Raw genomic sequence first — 16,148 nt, 5'->3', positions numbered from 1 at the left:
ATTATTAAGTCTTTATTTTCATGGTTTCTAACTAGCCATCATACATATAGATTGGTAAATTAGTATCTTCGTCCAAGGCTAATCTTACTATAATTATGAATGCACAAAGTCTTAGCGATACGGCAGCTAAAATCTCTTCTTATATCCATAGAACTCCAATATTAACTTCTAGGCTTATAAATAATATTGCTGGAGCTGAAATTTATTTTAAGTGCGAAAATTTTCAGCGAATGGGAGCCTTTAAAATGCGAGGTGCTACACATGCTATTCTGCAACTCTCAGACGAACAAAAAGCAAAGGGTGTTGTTACGCATTCTTCTGGAAATTATGCGCAAGCTTTATCTCTTGCTGCCCAAAGCTTAGGTATTACCGCATATATTGTAATGCCCTCTAATGCTCCACAAGTTAAAAAGGATGCTGTTATAGATTATGGAGGTCATATTATAGAATGTCCTCCTACGCATAAAGATAGAGAAGAAACTGCTAAAAGGATACAACTCGAAAAAGGAGCTACATTTTTACACCCTTATAATGATCACAATGTAATATTAGGACAGGGAACTGCTGCGTTGGAGTTATTAGAAGACCATCCGGATCTCACTCACATCTTCGCGCCTGTTGGCGGTGGTGGACTCATTGCTGGGACTTCTTTAGCTGCTCATTACTTTGGTACTAATTGCACCGTAATTGGTGGAGAACCCTTTGAAGTAGACGATGCGTATCGTGCATTACAAAGTGGAACTTTAGAAATTAATGAAACCACTGATACCGCTGCAGATGGACTTAAAATGCCATTAGGAGACCTTACCTTCCCTATCATTCAGCAATATGTTTCTGAAATTATTCGTGTGGATGAAGAGGAAATTGTTAGTGCCATGCGTTTGATATGGGAACGAATGAAAATCATTATAGAACCTTCTTGTGCGGTTCCACTTGCCGCTTTATTAAGAGAAAAAGAACGCTTTCAAGATCAAAAAATAGGAATGATCTTATCTGGTGGTAACGTAGATTTAAGCAATCTCCCTTTCTAAAAAACACTTTTACTTTTTTTTAACATCATTTCAAAACACTAGTAATAAAAGGGCTTTAGCTTCATAACTCCTAATAAGTTAGTTTTACTCCTAATAAATTAGTTGCTTAACTAATTTATTAGGAGTATGTTTGTATTATCAAATTAAGAAATCATGCAAAAGTTAGCCAAAAGAGAAGAACAGATCATGCAGAGTTTGTGGAAACTGGAAAAAGCTTTTATCAAAGAAATTATAGAAGAATTACCAGATCCTAAGCCCCATTATAATACTACTGCTACAATTGTAAAGATTCTGGAAGAAAAGGGTTTTATTAGCCATAAAGCTTTTGGCAATAGTTTTCAATACTATCCATTGATCTCTAAAAATGATTACCAAAAAGATGTTTTAGGTGAGGTTGTAAATAATTACTTTGATAATTCACCTCTAGCCTTAGTTAAATTCTTTGCCAAAGAAGAAAAGATCAATACCGAAGAATTAGAAGAAATCATCAAACTCATCAAAAACAACAAGTAATGGCTTATATTATCTATAGTGCTGCTCTTATAGGTTTATCCTATATCATATATCAGTTATTTCTTTCTAAAGAAACTTTTTATCATCTAAATAGATGGGTTTTGGTTAGTTTAGTTCTTGTTTCTTTTTGTTTACCATTTATTTCTGTACCAGAAAACATTTCATTTAAGACTACAATTTTTCAGCCTTCGGTTAATTCCGAAATCCAACAAACAGCAATCTCAGAGAATAATAGTACTCCGATTGAAAATACAATACCATTCTCTGATTCGGCTCCTGTAACTTCAACTTCAGAAAGTATTACAGAAACTATTTCGCCATCCATCATTGCTCTAGATTGGAAATCAATTTTACTTTATATCTATGTATTAGGTGTCATGGCATTTGGCATAAATTTCTTAATACAACTTGCAGTACTCATCTTTAGAATGATAAAATATCCAAGTATCGAAGTGGATGCCTACAAAATTGTAGAAACAGATACTAATCATGCTCCTTACTCTTTTTGGAACAGAATATTTATAAATCCCAATCAATACGATCCAGATACCTATTTACAAATATTAAAACATGAGCAAATGCATATAGCTGGTGCTCATAGTTTGGATATGTTATTAGTAGAATTATTAGTTACCATACAATGGTTTAATCCATTCGCATGGTTATACCGCAAGGCTATTGATAACAACCTGGAATATCTTACCGATGATGGTATGCTAAAAAAAGGTGAAGATAAAGAGGTATATCAAATGAATTTACTAAAAGTTTCAACCCCAGATATGCCAACAGGTTTGGCAACAAGTTACAATCAATCATTTCTCAAAAAACGAATAATTATGATGAATTCTAAAAAATCGACAGCAAAATCAGGATGGAAATACCTAATCATTATTCCATTACTGGCACTAACCGTATTATCTTTTAATCCGGTTCACATGAATCCAACAACAGCAGAAAACGATGCTTTCTATTCTGATGAATTAGAAACTCCATCTGAAGAACATTTTGAAGAATCAAAATTTAAGAACGATTACACCAGAGGCTCTTGGGATGCTGAGCTTGGAGGAGGAAAATTATGTATTATGTATCGAAATGCAGAACCATTAAAAAGAAGTTACTGGTCAATTACTAGATGTTATGACCCTTCATTCTTTGCAGGTTTTCCAGCTGGAAACAAACAAAATTTTGAAATTACCAGAGATGCAGGAACTATGTTATTTACAGGAGAATTTGAAAATGGGCTTGGAGATGGAAGATATACCTTCACTCCGAATACCAATTTCAGTAAAGCATTAAGAGATTATGGATTTTCGGCTGATAATGAAGAACTTGTTCATTGTTTCCTTACTGATTTTGATGAAACTTATTTAGCATATTTAAAACAAGAAAATCTTTCTTTAGATCAGGATGATTTTGAAGACATTATTCATAAAGGGCTTTCTCTTGATAAATTAAAGATGTACCGCAAAGGATTAGCCAACCTTGGCTACAATGACTATACAATGAATGAAGTGAGTAAGTTGAACCTTTTTGATGTTGATCTCGCGTATATAAAATTCATAAACAAAGTAAACGGTCAACAGACATCATTAAAGAAAATTACTAAGGCTAAAATCCATAACCTATCACCAGAGTTTATCAAGTCTTACTCAGATAATGGATATAAAAAGATGTCTTTAGAAGATTATATGAAATTAAAGATTCATAATGTATCTCCAGATTTTATTGCTGACTTCAAAAAAGAAGGTTATACTGATATTTCTGCAAAACAAGCACAAAACCTTAAGATCCATAACGTAACTCCAGAATATGTTCAGGCATATAAAAATGCTGGTTTCAAAAGCATTACATTAAAAGAAGCTCAGAACCTTAAAATACATAATGTTACTCCTGCTTTTATACAAAGTTTCCAAAAAATGGGATATCCAAATATTACTTTAAAAGAAGCAAAGAATTTAAAGATTCATAATGTAACTCCAAGTTTGGTTGAATCTTATAAAAAAGCTGGACAAAAGAATATTTCTTTGAAAGAAGCAGTGAAGTTGAAAATTCATAATGTGACGCCACAATTAACAAACGCTGCACAACAATATAGCCAATCGAGTTCAACAAATAGCTCTGGTAAAGGATATCAAAAGAGTCAGCAGACGACTCCAAATGATTTTATCAAACAGTTCAAAGCACTTGGTTATGATGATGTATCTGTAGATGATATCATCTCTTTAAAAATTCATAATGTGACTCCAGATTTTATTAAAAGATATAATGATGCAGGATATAAAAATATTCCTTTAGATGAAGTAGTTGGATTAAAGATTCATAATGTAACTCCAGAGTTTATTAACACCTTTAAAAAAGCTGGTTACAAGAATATATCTTTGGATGATGCCAAATCTCTTAAGATTCATAATGTATCTTCAGATTATGCATCGGAATATGCAAAAATGGGATATAATAATCTTTCTATAGATGATCTTATGTCTCTTAAAATACATAACGTATCACCACAATTTATCAAAGACTTTAAAAAGACAAGATTCGGTAATCTTCCTTTAGACGATATTATATCTTTTAAAATTCATAATGTTACTCCTGAGTTTGTAAAGCCGTTTGAAGACCTTGGATATAGCAATATTTCTGCTGATCAAGCGAGAAGTCTAAAAATTCATGGTGTGACTCCGGAGTTTGTAAAATCTTTAAAAGATCAGGATAATGATATTTCATTAGAGCAAGCAATCCGTATTAAGATTTATTTTTAAGTAATCAATATTTCAAACTAGCCAATCACATATACATTCATCAATCATTGAAAATGCTGTTAATTATTTCAATTAACAGCATTTTTCGTTTTTATCATCTCTTTGTAAATAATGAAATAGTCCTTTATTTATGAATATGTAAGCCTATTTGCCTATGTATCCTAAGAGAATGATCCTTTTCTCTACGCCAGTAAGAAATCCCTGTTCCGGTACTATTTCCAGAATACCCTGGAACAGACCAATCCACATAAAATCCACCATATTTAATATAACCATCCTCTACGATATCATAAGCATAGGTCATTACTTCTAGCGAATCTATGGTTGCAGGATGCTTGTAATATCCCTTATAATGTTCAATCAAAACAGACTTTCCGGATTTTATGGTATCCGCAAATGGTAAATAGATAGCATCATCTGTATAAGAATCTGCAGTTCTTTCCGGAATTCGAGCTCTCACATTACTTTTCCCCAAAGCACTATAAGCAGCCAATTCTCTTGGCTCTTTAATTGGATCAAGGGATGTAGTACTAGCTTCAGGAACCAAGAATTTGGTAGGATCTTCTATACCTTTCAAATATCCAAAAGCCTCTGCTCTTAATTTTAATTTTCCTTCGCCATCATACTTCCACACATTCAAATACTTACCTTCTACTTTTTCAGCATCTTCAAATACTTTAGTAAACAATCCTATCTCGATAATTCTTTTAGGAAACTCTAAAATATCTAACGTCTTTCGATTGTATTCCTTTATACTTCTTCTATTAAATATAGTATCGTAATAAATTTTGATGTTTGTATCGCTTACAATCAAAGGGTTATAATCTGTCATCAGTAAAGACTCAGAATCATATAGTTCTTGTATGATCTCAAAAGAATTTGTTTTTCCAGCTTTTATAATCATCTGATTATATTTGGCTAACATATTTTCTACAGTTACTGGTTTTTCTATTACTACCGTCCTTTTATTTTCCTTGTTTTCACAGGCAATTAGTGTTGTTATACTAAATATGAGTACAATATATCTTTTCATTACTACTTATTTTTATGAGTATTCTTATGGATATTTTACATATAACCATACTTCCCTTTTAATTTTGTCTACAAAGTCATATTGAATATCACTTTCCAAATTTTTAACGAATTATCTTTCATTCTTCTAAAAACAAACATATTCTTAGTACTAAAAGCATTAGGTTTTCCTTTGTTTGCAGGGTAAAAAGTTCCGGTTACTCTTCCATGCATCACTACCACCTCAGTATACGAATGCATCTCTGTTATTTCATGTTTCATATCTGCAAAACCATACTCCCTTTCTTTTTCTATATGAGTCACAAGTGTAGGTTTATCAGAAATCAATGGATGATTTGGAGCCATGTGAATCAAATCATCAACCCATACCATCATTTTATCTTCTGTGGAAATACTATGATCATCCAAAATTTTTAAAATTTCCTGTACTGATTTTTGATCTTCTTCTAGAGAAAACTCAGGAGTTTTATCCAAACATGTACACTGTAAAAAAGTTATTGGAATAACCAACCATATAAGAATCCGTCTTATCATCATGCTTTGTTAGATTTAATATTAAAACGATAAATATTTATTTAAAAAAGGTAAAACTCTAGTCGCTATGCGGCCGTCATCGCCCCAATATTTATTCCATGGATCGCCTACAAACTCCACACCTTCGTGATCCACATTAAGATCCATCAATTTTTTACTAAATCTTCGATTAGAAATCACATGATCCTGCGTCTGATCAAATCTTGCCCAATCAAAAGCAATTGCTTTAAGACTTCGAAGATTTTCTGCATAATCATCTAATCGTTCATCTAAATGAAACTCTTTTTGTTCTTTTCTTACATTATTTGGATGCAGTTTTAGTTGTCCATTCTCATCTTTTTCGAACAAAAAATTACAATACAAAGGAGCACGATTGATGTTTGGAAGAAACGCCTGACATACACTAGTGAAAATTTTGGTTCTTATATCTTCTCCCACTTCTTCAAATGATTTAGCCTGATGTATTTTTTCCCAATCTACACCCAAAGAAACCCTAGGAAGGTATCCAGAACCAGTAGCCACAGGATGTAATGCATATACAACACTAAACATTTCGGGATATTCCATAGCAACTTTAAGCGCTCCTCTACCACCCATAAAATGTCCAATCACAGCTCTACTATTTTTATCAGAAATAGTTCTATATTTTTGATCTATGAAAGGAACTAGTTCTTTGCTAATGAAGTCTAACCACAAACCACTAGTTTCCGAGTTCTCATAGAGGCTTCCTACCGTTGGAGAACTAAAGTCCGCTACTACGAAAATAAACTCCTTTGATGCGTTAGACATGATACTTTTATCGATAATTTCTGGAGTTTTTTGATCAGAAACTACACGATCTATATTTTCAAAAAGGCTATGTAAATAATAAACTACTGGATATGTTTTTTTTGATGATGAATAACCCGGCGGAAGGTAAGTTTTGATTTTTCTTGTAACGTTTAATCCAATTTTATTCTTTTTTAAAACCTTTGATGGTATAACGTCTTCTACTATGTTTCCCTTGATCTTGTATTGTGCAGAAGAATCATTCATCACAAAAATCATCAGAAAAGGAAGTAAAGCTATTTTGAAATATTGCATAAGAGAATGATTTTCAAATTAATAGTTGTAATCGTAAGTAGATATCTGCCTTACTATTTTTAGTGTTCCATTTGGTGCTCTTCTCCAAATTTTTATTCCTTTGCCTGTACTAATTCCAGAATATTCGTTGTTCCTCCAATTTGCAATATGACTTGCATAGTTCACCACATATTCTCCAAGATCATTGATATAATTATTCCTTATATCTAGTTTTTCGAAAATTGGAAGCTCCGCTACATGATCTTTTATAAATTGATCTAAGGTGTTTTTATCTTTAAAAACTGGTTTATAACTAAACAATGCGATTGCATCTTTTGCATATAATTGTTTCCATAAGGTATGATCCCGATGCGCTATAAACTCTTCTGTAAAATGGTTAATAGAAGCTATTTCAAATCGGATGTTATCATTAATAGGCAAGTGTCCTTGATAAGCAAGTACTGTTCCCGGAACATCGTTAAACTTTAGCTGTTCGGTAAGATCTGTATGATGATTATAATTCCATATTTCAGAAATCAAAGTAATATCTGTTTGCCCTTTTTTCCATATATCCATATACTTTCCATTTAACTCCACTACTTGAGTTTCATTTTTTAATCGAACCTTCATCTTAAATACGCCCAGCACACAGAGTTGCGATCCTAAATCCAAGGTTTCGAAATTTTCTCTTTCATATGCCAGAATATCAAATCGATCGAAGAAAGCTTTGTGATATAAAAATGCATTGTCTTTTCCGAGTAGTGTTTTCTGAAATGCAGGCATTAAATACATTTCTTTATCATAATGTTTCACGATGATTTCTGCATCAGATGATTGCATTCCCTGATTGTAATCTCTAATAAACTCACTAAGCTGTTTTTCTATACTTACTTCATCTATCAGAGTAGTATTAGCCCGTATTTCTTGAGAACAAATAGTAGTAAAAAACAAGAAACTTAAGAATGTTTGGACAAGTCTCATAATGGTTTTGTTTTGTGATTTATGCTAAAATACCCTGAATACTAACTTGTTAACACACTAAATTGATCAAACGAACTGAAGTATTGATGTTCGACGAATTTTAGGAGTCTGTAAAAAAGGAGATTAAAAAAGATGAGTTTTTTTGCGTTCGTCAATAATTTAGAGCTGTTGATCAATAAATCAATTAAGAGCAGTAGGGTTAGCAACTATTTTCTTATTTTAATGAGTTGTAAGTAATACATGTATGTCTGTTATATCTTTGGATACCTTTAAGAACTCTAAAATTCTGAACGTTTTATATCGTTATAAAGCGTACCATCTTTTATTTTGGTTTGCATATCATTATATGTGGTGGGCTATTGGAATAGGAAGTGCAAAAGAAGCTGCGTATAATATTTTCTTTCCACCATATAATGTAAAATTTCTGTTCTATTTTGTTTTTCAGGCAGCAGCAGTATACTTCAATTTATATTACCTCATTCCTAAATTCCTAGAGAAAAGAAAATACCTTACCTATCTTCTTTTTTTCGGTGCAACGATATTGGTTACTGTATTTATTCTTACTTCTGGTTATTATGTAACAGCATACGTGGCAAATTCAACTGTTGCGGAGCTATTTGACAATCAAAGTTTTTCAAAACTTCTAAGGTCTGGACCTATATCCTCTACACTGGCTAGTATGACCTTAGCAATGAGCATAAAACTCACAAAAAACTGGATAAAGTCGCAACAGCGACAACAATTATTGGAAAAGGAAAAAATTGAAACTGAACTTAAATTTCTAAAATCTCAATTTAATCCTCACTTCTTATTTAATACTATCAACTCCATCTTTGTTTTGATCCATAAAAACCCTGACATGGCTTCTGAATCCTTAGCCAATTTTTCTGATCTCATGAGATATCAACTCTATGAGTGCAATGAATCTAAGATCCCATTAGAAAAGGAAATTAATTACTTAAAAAATTTTATTAACCTTGGAAAGTTAAGACTAGACAATACTGTTAAAGTTACCACTACTATTAAAGATCAAGCATATGGTAATATCTCAATTGCTCCCTTTATTCTAATGCCTTTTGTAGAAAATGCTTTTAAACATGTTTCTCTTGGAGAAGATCAAAAAAACTGGATTGAAATTGAGCTTCATTGTTACGAGGAGAAAATACTCTTTAGAATAAAAAATAGCATTAATAATTATGATAATTATAATGCTGAGGATCTTATGAAAAATAGCGGAATTGGTTTGAAAAATGTTAGAAGACGATTGGATTTAGTATACAAAAACCAATATCATCTTGATATTCAAAAAACCAATAATATATTTACGATAGAGCTTCAATTATTGTTACAATCGCTCTCTATTTCTTCGGAACCGATAATCAATCCAATTACCTCATTACAATCTTAAAAAATAAAGTATGGTTTTAAAATGTATTGTAATTGATGACGAACCTTTAGCAAGAGAGTGTATTTCTAATTATATAGCAGAAGTAGATTTTTTAGTATTACATGGTAGCTGTTCGAATCCATTAGAAATGACTAAAATTAAGAATGCTCACGAAGCAGATCTTTTATTTCTAGATATCCAAATGCCTAGAATGAATGGAATCGAATTTCTGAAATCCATGAAATCAAAACCGATGGTCATCATTACGACCGCATTTCCTAATTATGCTTTAGAAGGCTTTGATTTAGACGTAATGGATTACCTATTAAAACCAATTACTTTTACTCGTTTTTTTAAAGCGGTTTGTAAGGTAAAGGAGCAATATCTCTTGCTCAATAACAATAACACTGAAACTATATCTACCAGCGATACTACTACATCAGATTATGTTTTTATAAAATGTGACAACAGTTATAAAAAGTTATATTTTGATGATATTCTCTTTATAAAATCCATGCAAAATTACGTAGCATTTCATACGGCTGATGGAAAAAAATATCTCTCTCTAATTCCTTTAAAGGAAGTTGCTAAACAATTAGATTCTGATATTTTTCTGCAGGTTCATAAATCTTATATCGTTTGTATCCATAAAATTGATTCTATAGAAGCGGAGGGGATTACTATTGCATCTAATCATATTCCATTAGGCAGAAATTATAGATCTAAAATAATGCAGAAGATCGTACACAATAAAATTCTCAAAAAATAACATACAAAAAAAGGCTGCTAGCACATACGCTCACTAGCAGCCTTTAATTAACACTAATATTGAATATTAGATTCTAAAAAACTAAATTCTTGGTAAGTCTCCTTCTCCTTTTAGTGGTAGATTAGAGCTTCCCATTAAATATGTATCTACATGATATGCTGCTTGTCTTCCTTCGGCAATAGCCCATACAATTAGAGACTGACCTCTTCTTGTATCTCCGGCTGCAAAAACTCCTTTTACATTGGTAGCATAATTATCTTCTGAAGCCTGGATATTTGTTCGAGCATCCATATCAATACCTAACTGCTCTGCGATAGTTGGTTCTGAACCTGTAAATCCAAGCGCTAGTAATGCTAGCTCACACTTCCATTCTTTTTCGGTATTTGGAATTTCTTTTAGTGTAAAACGTCCATTTTCTTTGATCCATTCTACCTGCGATGTTATTAATCCTTTCAAATTTCCATTTTCATCTCCTAAAAATTCTTTTGTAGAAATGCTCCAGTTACGTTCTACTCCTTCTTCGTGAGAAGAACTTGTACGCAATCTCATTGGCCAAAACGGCCAAGGCTGATTAGCAGGTCTGGCTGTAGTACCTTTACCCATGATTTCAAAATTAGTAACAGAAGTAGCTCCATGACGTACAGAAGTTCCTATACAATCAGATCCTGTATCTCCACCACCGATAACGATAACATCTTTTCCTGTCGCTAAAATTTCTTCTCCCAAATCCTTAATACCATCGACTCTTCGATTGTTTTGTGGTAAAAAGTCCATTGCTTGCACAACACCTTTTAGATCAGAACCTTTTACCGGTAAATTTCTTCGAACCGTTGCTCCTGTACATAATACAACTGCATCAAAATCTTCTTTTAATGCATCCGCCTTTACATCTTTTCCGATAAAGGTATTTGTTTTAAAAATAATTCCTTCTTCTTCTAACACTTCAATTCGACGATCGATTACATTTTTTTCCATCTTAAAATCCGGAATTCCATATCGAAGTAACCCTCCTACCTTCTCGTCTCTCTCAAAAACAGTCACCAAATGACCCGCACGGTTTAATTGCTGTGCTGTTGCTAATCCAGCAGGACCTGATCCAATAACCGCTACTGTTTTACCTGTTCTTTCTTTGGGAGGATTAGCTTTAATCCATCCATTTTTAAAAGCTTCCTCAACAATATTTTTTTCAATATTTTCTATGGTTACGGGATCTTCGTTAATCCCTAAAACACAAGCTTCTTCGCAAGGTGCCGGACATAATCTCCCTGTAAACTCGGGAAAATTATTTGTGGAGTGTAAAATGCGTGTTGCTTTCTCCCATTTCCCACGATACACCGCATCATTAAAATCAGGTATTAGATTTCCTAACGGGCATCCGCTATGGCAAAATGGAATTCCGCAATCCATACATCTTGCTCCTTGGTCTTTAAGTTTACTTTCCGTCATAGGAACGGTAAACTCTTTATATCCTTTTATACGATCTTTAACAGGTTCATACTGTTCCGTCTCTCTTTCAAATTCTAAAAATCCAGTTGTCTTTCCCATCTTTATTATCGTTTATGCTTGTGCTAATTTTTCTTCTTCTAATCGTTTTAATGCTTGCTTATATTCTTCTGGGAATATTTTGATGAACTTTGGTAATTCACTTTCCCAGTTTTCAAGAATTCTCTGAGCTAATGGACTTAACGTGGCATTATAATGTGACTCTATTAAATCTTTTAACTCTTTAACATCCTCAGGAATCACTACAGGATCTAGGTTTAAAGCTTCTTTATTGCAATGTGCTTCAAATGTTTTCTTGTCATCATAGATATATGCTATTCCACCAGACATTCCAGCTCCGAAGTTTCTACCAACCTCTCCAAGAATTACGGCAACACCACCAGTCATATATTCACATCCATGATCTCCAATACCTTCCACTACTGCTTTGGCACCAGAATTACGAACACAGAATCGCTCACCTGCTTTACCATTGATATACACTTCTCCATCTGTAGCTCCATATAAAGTTACATTACCCGTAATCACATTATTTTCAGGAATTAATGTCGCTTCGTCTGGTACTTTAATAATTAATTTAGCTCCAGATAATCCTTTACCTAAATAATCATTAGTATTACCATTAACCACCATGGTAAGACCTTTGGTAGCAAATGCTCCGAAGCTTTGTCCTGCTGCTCCAGTAAAGTTTAATTTCAATGTGCTATCTGGAAGACCTTGCGCTCCATATATCTTAGAAATCTCATTACTTAGAATCGCTCCTACTGCTCTATCTGTATTAGTAATATCAAAATCCAAGGTGGTTTTTTCTTTTCTAAATAGTGCCTGGTGAGCCTGCTCGATAATTTCGAAATCAATAGATCTTCCTAAACCATGATCTTGCATTTCAGAATTGTAAATACCAACACCTTCTGGCGCTTCTACCTGATGTAATATCGGAGAAAGATCTACTCCTGCAGTCTTGTAATGCTCAATTGCTTTTTTACGATCTAATTTATGTACTTGTCCTACCATTTCATCGATAGTTCTAAAACCAAGCTTTGCCATGATTTCTCTTAGCTCTTGAGCTACGAAGTACATATAATTTACCACATGCTCAGGTTTTCCTTTGAATTTCTTACGCAATTCAGGATTCTGAGTAGCAATTCCAACTGGACAGGTATTCAAGTGACAAACTCTCATCATTATACAACCAGAAGCTACTAACGGTGCTGTTGCAAATCCAAATTCTTCCGCTCCTAATAAACAAGCAACCGCTACATCTCTTCCTGTTTTTAACTGACCATCACATTCTAATACAATACGACTTCTTAGGTTATTTCCTACCAAAGTCTGCTGCGCTTCTGCGATTCCCAGCTCCCAAGGCAAACCAGCGTGTTTTAGAGAAGTTAATGGTGATGCTCCTGTTCCTCCATCGAATCCAGATATAAGAATTACGTCCGCTTTTGCTTTAGCTACACCTGCGGCAACAGTACCAACTCCTACTTCTGATACTAATTTCACATTAATTCGTGCATCTCTATTCGCAGATTTTAGGTCATAGATTAACTGTGATAAATCTTCTATAGAATAGATATCGTGATGTGGTGGTGGCGAAATCAATCCTACGTACGGTGTAGAATTACGTGTTTTTGCAATCTCAGGATTTACTTTAGGTCCTGGTAATTGTCCTCCTTCTCCTGGTTTTGCTCCCTGAGCCATTTTTATTTGAATCTCAGCAGCATTGGTAAGATAGTTAGACGAAACTCCAAATCTACCCGAAGCAACTTGCTTAATAGCACTATTCTTCCAATCACCATTTACATCTTTATAAAAACGCAATGGATTTTCTCCTCCTTCTCCCGAATTACTTTTTCCTCCAATACGATTCATTGCTACCGCCAGGTTCTCATGAGCTTCTTTACTAATCGATCCGTACGACATCGCTCCAGTTTTGAAACGTTTTACGATTTCTGTCCACGGTTCTACCTCATCCAAAGGAATAGGATCATAATTAGAGAATTCCAATAATCCTCTAATAGTCATAAGATCTTTGGATTGCTCGTTGATTAATTCAGCATATTCTTTATAGGTCTTAGGATCATTATCTCTTACCGATTTTTGCAGTTTAGCAACAGACAATGGATTAAACTGATGTTTCTCTCCATTACGCCTCCATCTATACTGCCCTCCTATTTCAAGATCTAAAGAAGCATCTACTTCTCTTTCTATATATGCTCTTTTATGACGTTTCGCTATTTCTTTTTCTATTTCGTATAATCCAATTCCTTGTATACGGGTAGCAGTATTTGGGAAATACTTATCTACCACTTGGGTATTGATTCCAATACATTCAAATAACTGAGAACTACGGTAAGAATTCAATGTAGAAATACCTATTTTGTTCATTACCTTTAATACTCCTTTCCCAACAGCTTTATTGTAATTATTTATAGCTGCTTCTGCTTCTAAAGCGGTAATATTATTATCTTCTATTTGTTCTTTGATAATCTCATTTACCATATAAGGATTAATAGCACTTGCGCCATATCCAAATAGTAAAGCAAAATGATGTACTTCTCTTGGTTCTGCAGATTCTATAATGATACTAACCTGAGAACGTTTTCCTAGTTTTTGTAATCCGCTATTCACAAAAGAACAAGCTAACAATGCCGGTATTGGCGCTCTATGTTTACTGATATTTCTATCAGAAAGAATGATTATATTACTTCCGTCGTCAATTGCTTCAGAAACTTTATCTAACATGGTATCTAAAGCATCTTCTAACCCATTAAGTCCACGATTAATGTTGTATAACATGGATACAGAAGTAGCTTTAAAACCTTTATCTGTATACGTCTTAATTTTATCAAGATCCTCTTTAGATATAACCGGATTCTGAATTTTTAATTTGTTACAGTGCTTTTCATTAATATCAAAAATATTATGATCTGCCCCTAAGGTAAGACTGATATCAGTGATTAATTCTTCACGAATTCCATCTAACGGCGGATTCGTTACCTGCGCAAACAATTGCTTGAAATAATTGTAAATCAGTTGCGACCTTTGTGAAAGCACCGCGATTGGGGTATCTGATCCCATAGAACCTATAGGTTCCTTTGCTAACTGACTCATAGGTACGATAATCGTATCGATATCCTCTTGAGTATATCCAAATACTTCTTTTCGTTTAGCAATTGTTTCTTCTCCTAAGAATAAAGGACAATCATTATAAGGTATATCTTTTAAATGCACTAAACTGCTATCTATCCACTTTCTATACGGATGTTTGGCTGCTATTTCTTCCTTAATTTCCTCGTCATTTACAATTCTTCCTTCGTCCATATTTACCAAGAACATTTTCCCAGGTTCTAGGCGACCATGAAATTCTATATTTTCTGGTGCAATATCAACAACTCCCGTCTCGGAAGACATGATTACATATCCATTCTTGGTTACGGTATATCTAGAGGGTCTTAATCCATTTCTATCCAGTACAGCTCCAATATAATTTCCATCTGTAAAAGGTATAGAAGCTGGACCATCCCAAGGTTCCATCGCACAAGAATTGTATTCATAAAACGCCTTCTTCGCTTCTGACATTTCTGGATTCTTTTCCCAAGCTTCAGGTACCATCATCATCATTACCTCTGGTAAAGATCTACCTGTCATTAATAATAACTCTACAACCATGTCCATAGATGCAGAATCGGATTTACCTTTTAATACTACCGGTAAAATCTTTTTTATATCATCTCCAAACCAATCACTAGCTAATAATTCTTCTCTAGATCGCATTCTTGTTACATTACCTCTAAGTGTATTAATTTCGCCATTATGACACATATAGCGGAAAGGTTGTGCCAAATCCCAAGTAGGAAATGTATTGGTAGAAAAACGTTGATGCACCAAAGCAAGCCTTGTTACTACCTTTGGATCCATCAAATCTGTATAATACAATTTGATATCCTCTGGCATTAAAAGACCTTTAAAAATTAAAGTCTTTGTAGACAAACTTGGTAAGTAAAAGAATTTATTCTCAGATAACTTAGAACTGTAAATTTCGTGTTCTGTTATTTTTCTAGCCGTGAATAATTTAAGGTTAAAATCGAAATAACTTTGATCCTTAGAATTCTTACCAATAAATATTTGTTTGATAAAAGGCTCTGTAGTAGCAGCTATTTCTCCTAAATGTACCGTGTCCACAGGAACATCTCTCCATCCTAATAATACCAACCCTTGATTTTCGATATTTCTTTCGAAAGTATCTATACAATATTGTCTCTGGTTTTCTTTTTTAGGTAAGAACACATTACTTACAGCATATTCTCCTGCTTCGGGTAAATCAAACTCACAATTTTCTAAAAAGAAATCATGTGGTATATCTATTAGTATTCCTGCTCCATCTCCTGTTTTTCCATCTGAGCTTACCGCTCCACGATGTTCTAATTTTTCCAGAATCTCTAGTGCTTTATGTATAATGTCATTAGACTTTTTACCTTCTAAGCTACAGATAAATCCAGCACCACACGCGTCGTGTTCGAATTCTGGCAGATACATTCCTTGTTTCTTCATGTTATTTCCGATCTAAATAGTGT

The 16,148-nt window shown here is 33.6% G+C and carries 11 protein-coding genes; 5 read left to right on the top strand and 6 right to left on the bottom strand.

Annotated elements, in window-relative coordinates; genetic code table 11:
- Positions 1–95 precede the first annotated feature (95 nt).
- The 3 genes from Q1B37_RS20470 (at position 96) to Q1B37_RS20460 (ending at position 4,303) form a co-directional block, all read left to right on the top strand.
- The gene (locus tag Q1B37_RS20470; RefSeq protein ID WP_299901923.1) at positions 96–1,031 is read left to right on the top strand and encodes a threonine/serine dehydratase; all 936 of its coding nucleotides are present in this window, start codon (positions 96–98) and stop codon (positions 1,029–1,031) included.
- A gap of 153 nt (positions 1,032–1,184) precedes the next feature.
- Positions 1,185–1,544: a BlaI/MecI/CopY family transcriptional regulator gene (locus tag Q1B37_RS20465; RefSeq protein ID WP_280936580.1), complete on the top strand. Its 360-nt coding sequence runs from the start codon at positions 1,185–1,187 to the stop codon at positions 1,542–1,544.
- A complete protein-coding gene (locus Q1B37_RS20460) occupies positions 1,544–4,303 on the top strand; it encodes a M56 family metallopeptidase (RefSeq protein WP_299901920.1) in 2,760 nt (919 codons plus the stop codon). Before Q1B37_RS20465 ends, Q1B37_RS20460 begins: the two co-directional genes overlap by 1 nt.
- A 124-nt stretch (positions 4,304–4,427) precedes the next feature.
- Here the strand turns inward: Q1B37_RS20460 and Q1B37_RS20455 are convergent, their stop codons facing one another.
- From Q1B37_RS20455 to Q1B37_RS20440, 4 genes are all read right to left on the bottom strand, one after another.
- Positions 4,428–5,336, bottom strand: a complete 909-nt coding sequence (locus Q1B37_RS20455) for a hypothetical protein (protein ID WP_299901917.1) — start codon at positions 5,334–5,336, stop codon at positions 4,428–4,430.
- A 68-nt stretch (positions 5,337–5,404) separates the two neighbouring features.
- Positions 5,405–5,872: a hypothetical protein gene (locus Q1B37_RS20450; RefSeq protein ID WP_299901914.1), complete on the bottom strand. Its 468-nt coding sequence runs from the start codon at positions 5,870–5,872 to the stop codon at positions 5,405–5,407.
- 18 nt (positions 5,873–5,890) lie between these two features.
- On the bottom strand, positions 5,891–6,952 hold the full coding sequence (locus tag Q1B37_RS20445; protein WP_299901911.1) for an alpha/beta hydrolase-fold protein: 1,062 nt from the start codon (positions 6,950–6,952) through the stop codon (positions 5,891–5,893).
- Between the two features lie 18 nt (positions 6,953–6,970).
- Positions 6,971–7,912 (bottom strand): nuclear transport factor 2 family protein, encoded by a 942-nt coding sequence (locus Q1B37_RS20440; RefSeq protein ID WP_299901908.1) that lies wholly within the window; start codon positions 7,910–7,912, stop codon positions 6,971–6,973.
- Positions 7,913–8,156: 244 nt separating this feature from the next.
- On the opposite strand from Q1B37_RS20440, the gene Q1B37_RS20435 reads away from it, so the two are divergent.
- On the top strand, positions 8,157–9,320 hold the full coding sequence (locus tag Q1B37_RS20435; RefSeq protein ID WP_299901905.1) for a histidine kinase: 1,164 nt from the start codon (positions 8,157–8,159) through the stop codon (positions 9,318–9,320).
- 10 nt (positions 9,321–9,330) lie between these two features.
- The gene (locus tag Q1B37_RS20430; RefSeq protein WP_299901902.1) at positions 9,331–10,068 is read left to right on the top strand and encodes a LytTR family DNA-binding domain-containing protein; all 738 of its coding nucleotides are present in this window, start codon (positions 9,331–9,333) and stop codon (positions 10,066–10,068) included.
- 81 nt (positions 10,069–10,149) lie between these two features.
- Here the strand turns inward: Q1B37_RS20430 and Q1B37_RS20425 are convergent, their stop codons facing one another.
- The gene (locus Q1B37_RS20425) at positions 10,150–11,613 is read right to left on the bottom strand and encodes a glutamate synthase subunit beta (protein ID WP_299901899.1); all 1,464 of its coding nucleotides are present in this window, start codon (positions 11,611–11,613) and stop codon (positions 10,150–10,152) included.
- Between the two features lie 12 nt (positions 11,614–11,625).
- Positions 11,626–16,125, bottom strand: coding sequence for a glutamate synthase large subunit (gene gltB, locus Q1B37_RS20420; protein WP_299901897.1), 4,500 nt, complete (start codon positions 16,123–16,125; stop codon positions 11,626–11,628).
- Positions 16,126–16,148 lie beyond the last annotated feature (23 nt).

It is taken from the genome of uncultured Aquimarina sp. (assembly GCF_947492965.1).
GTDB lineage: Bacteria > Bacteroidota > Bacteroidia > Flavobacteriales > Flavobacteriaceae > Aquimarina.
This window is presented reverse-complemented; position numbering and strand designations above follow the sequence as displayed.

Excerpts from the sequence above, each read along its gene's own strand:
- Q1B37_RS20470 (WP_299901923.1), top strand. The coding sequence starts at position 96 with ATGAATGCACAAAGTCTTAGCGATACGGCAGCTAAAATCTCTTCTTAT.
- Q1B37_RS20465 (WP_280936580.1), top strand. The coding sequence starts at position 1,185 with ATGCAAAAGTTAGCCAAAAGAGAAGAACAGATCATGCAGAGTTTGTGG.
- Q1B37_RS20460 (WP_299901920.1), top strand. The coding sequence starts at position 1,544 with ATGGCTTATATTATCTATAGTGCTGCTCTTATAGGTTTATCCTATATC.
- Q1B37_RS20455 (WP_299901917.1), bottom strand. The coding sequence starts at position 5,336 with ATGAAAAGATATATTGTACTCATATTTAGTATAACAACACTAATTGCC.
- Q1B37_RS20450 (WP_299901914.1), bottom strand. The coding sequence starts at position 5,872 with ATGATGATAAGACGGATTCTTATATGGTTGGTTATTCCAATAACTTTT.
- Q1B37_RS20445 (WP_299901911.1), bottom strand. The coding sequence starts at position 6,952 with ATGCAATATTTCAAAATAGCTTTACTTCCTTTTCTGATGATTTTTGTG.
- Q1B37_RS20440 (WP_299901908.1), bottom strand. The coding sequence starts at position 7,912 with ATGAGACTTGTCCAAACATTCTTAAGTTTCTTGTTTTTTACTACTATT.
- Q1B37_RS20435 (WP_299901905.1), top strand. The coding sequence starts at position 8,157 with ATGTCTGTTATATCTTTGGATACCTTTAAGAACTCTAAAATTCTGAAC.
- Q1B37_RS20430 (WP_299901902.1), top strand. The coding sequence starts at position 9,331 with ATGGTTTTAAAATGTATTGTAATTGATGACGAACCTTTAGCAAGAGAG.
- Q1B37_RS20425 (WP_299901899.1), bottom strand. The coding sequence starts at position 11,613 with ATGGGAAAGACAACTGGATTTTTAGAATTTGAAAGAGAGACGGAACAG.
- gltB (WP_299901897.1), bottom strand. The coding sequence starts at position 16,125 with ATGAAGAAACAAGGAATGTATCTGCCAGAATTCGAACACGACGCGTGT.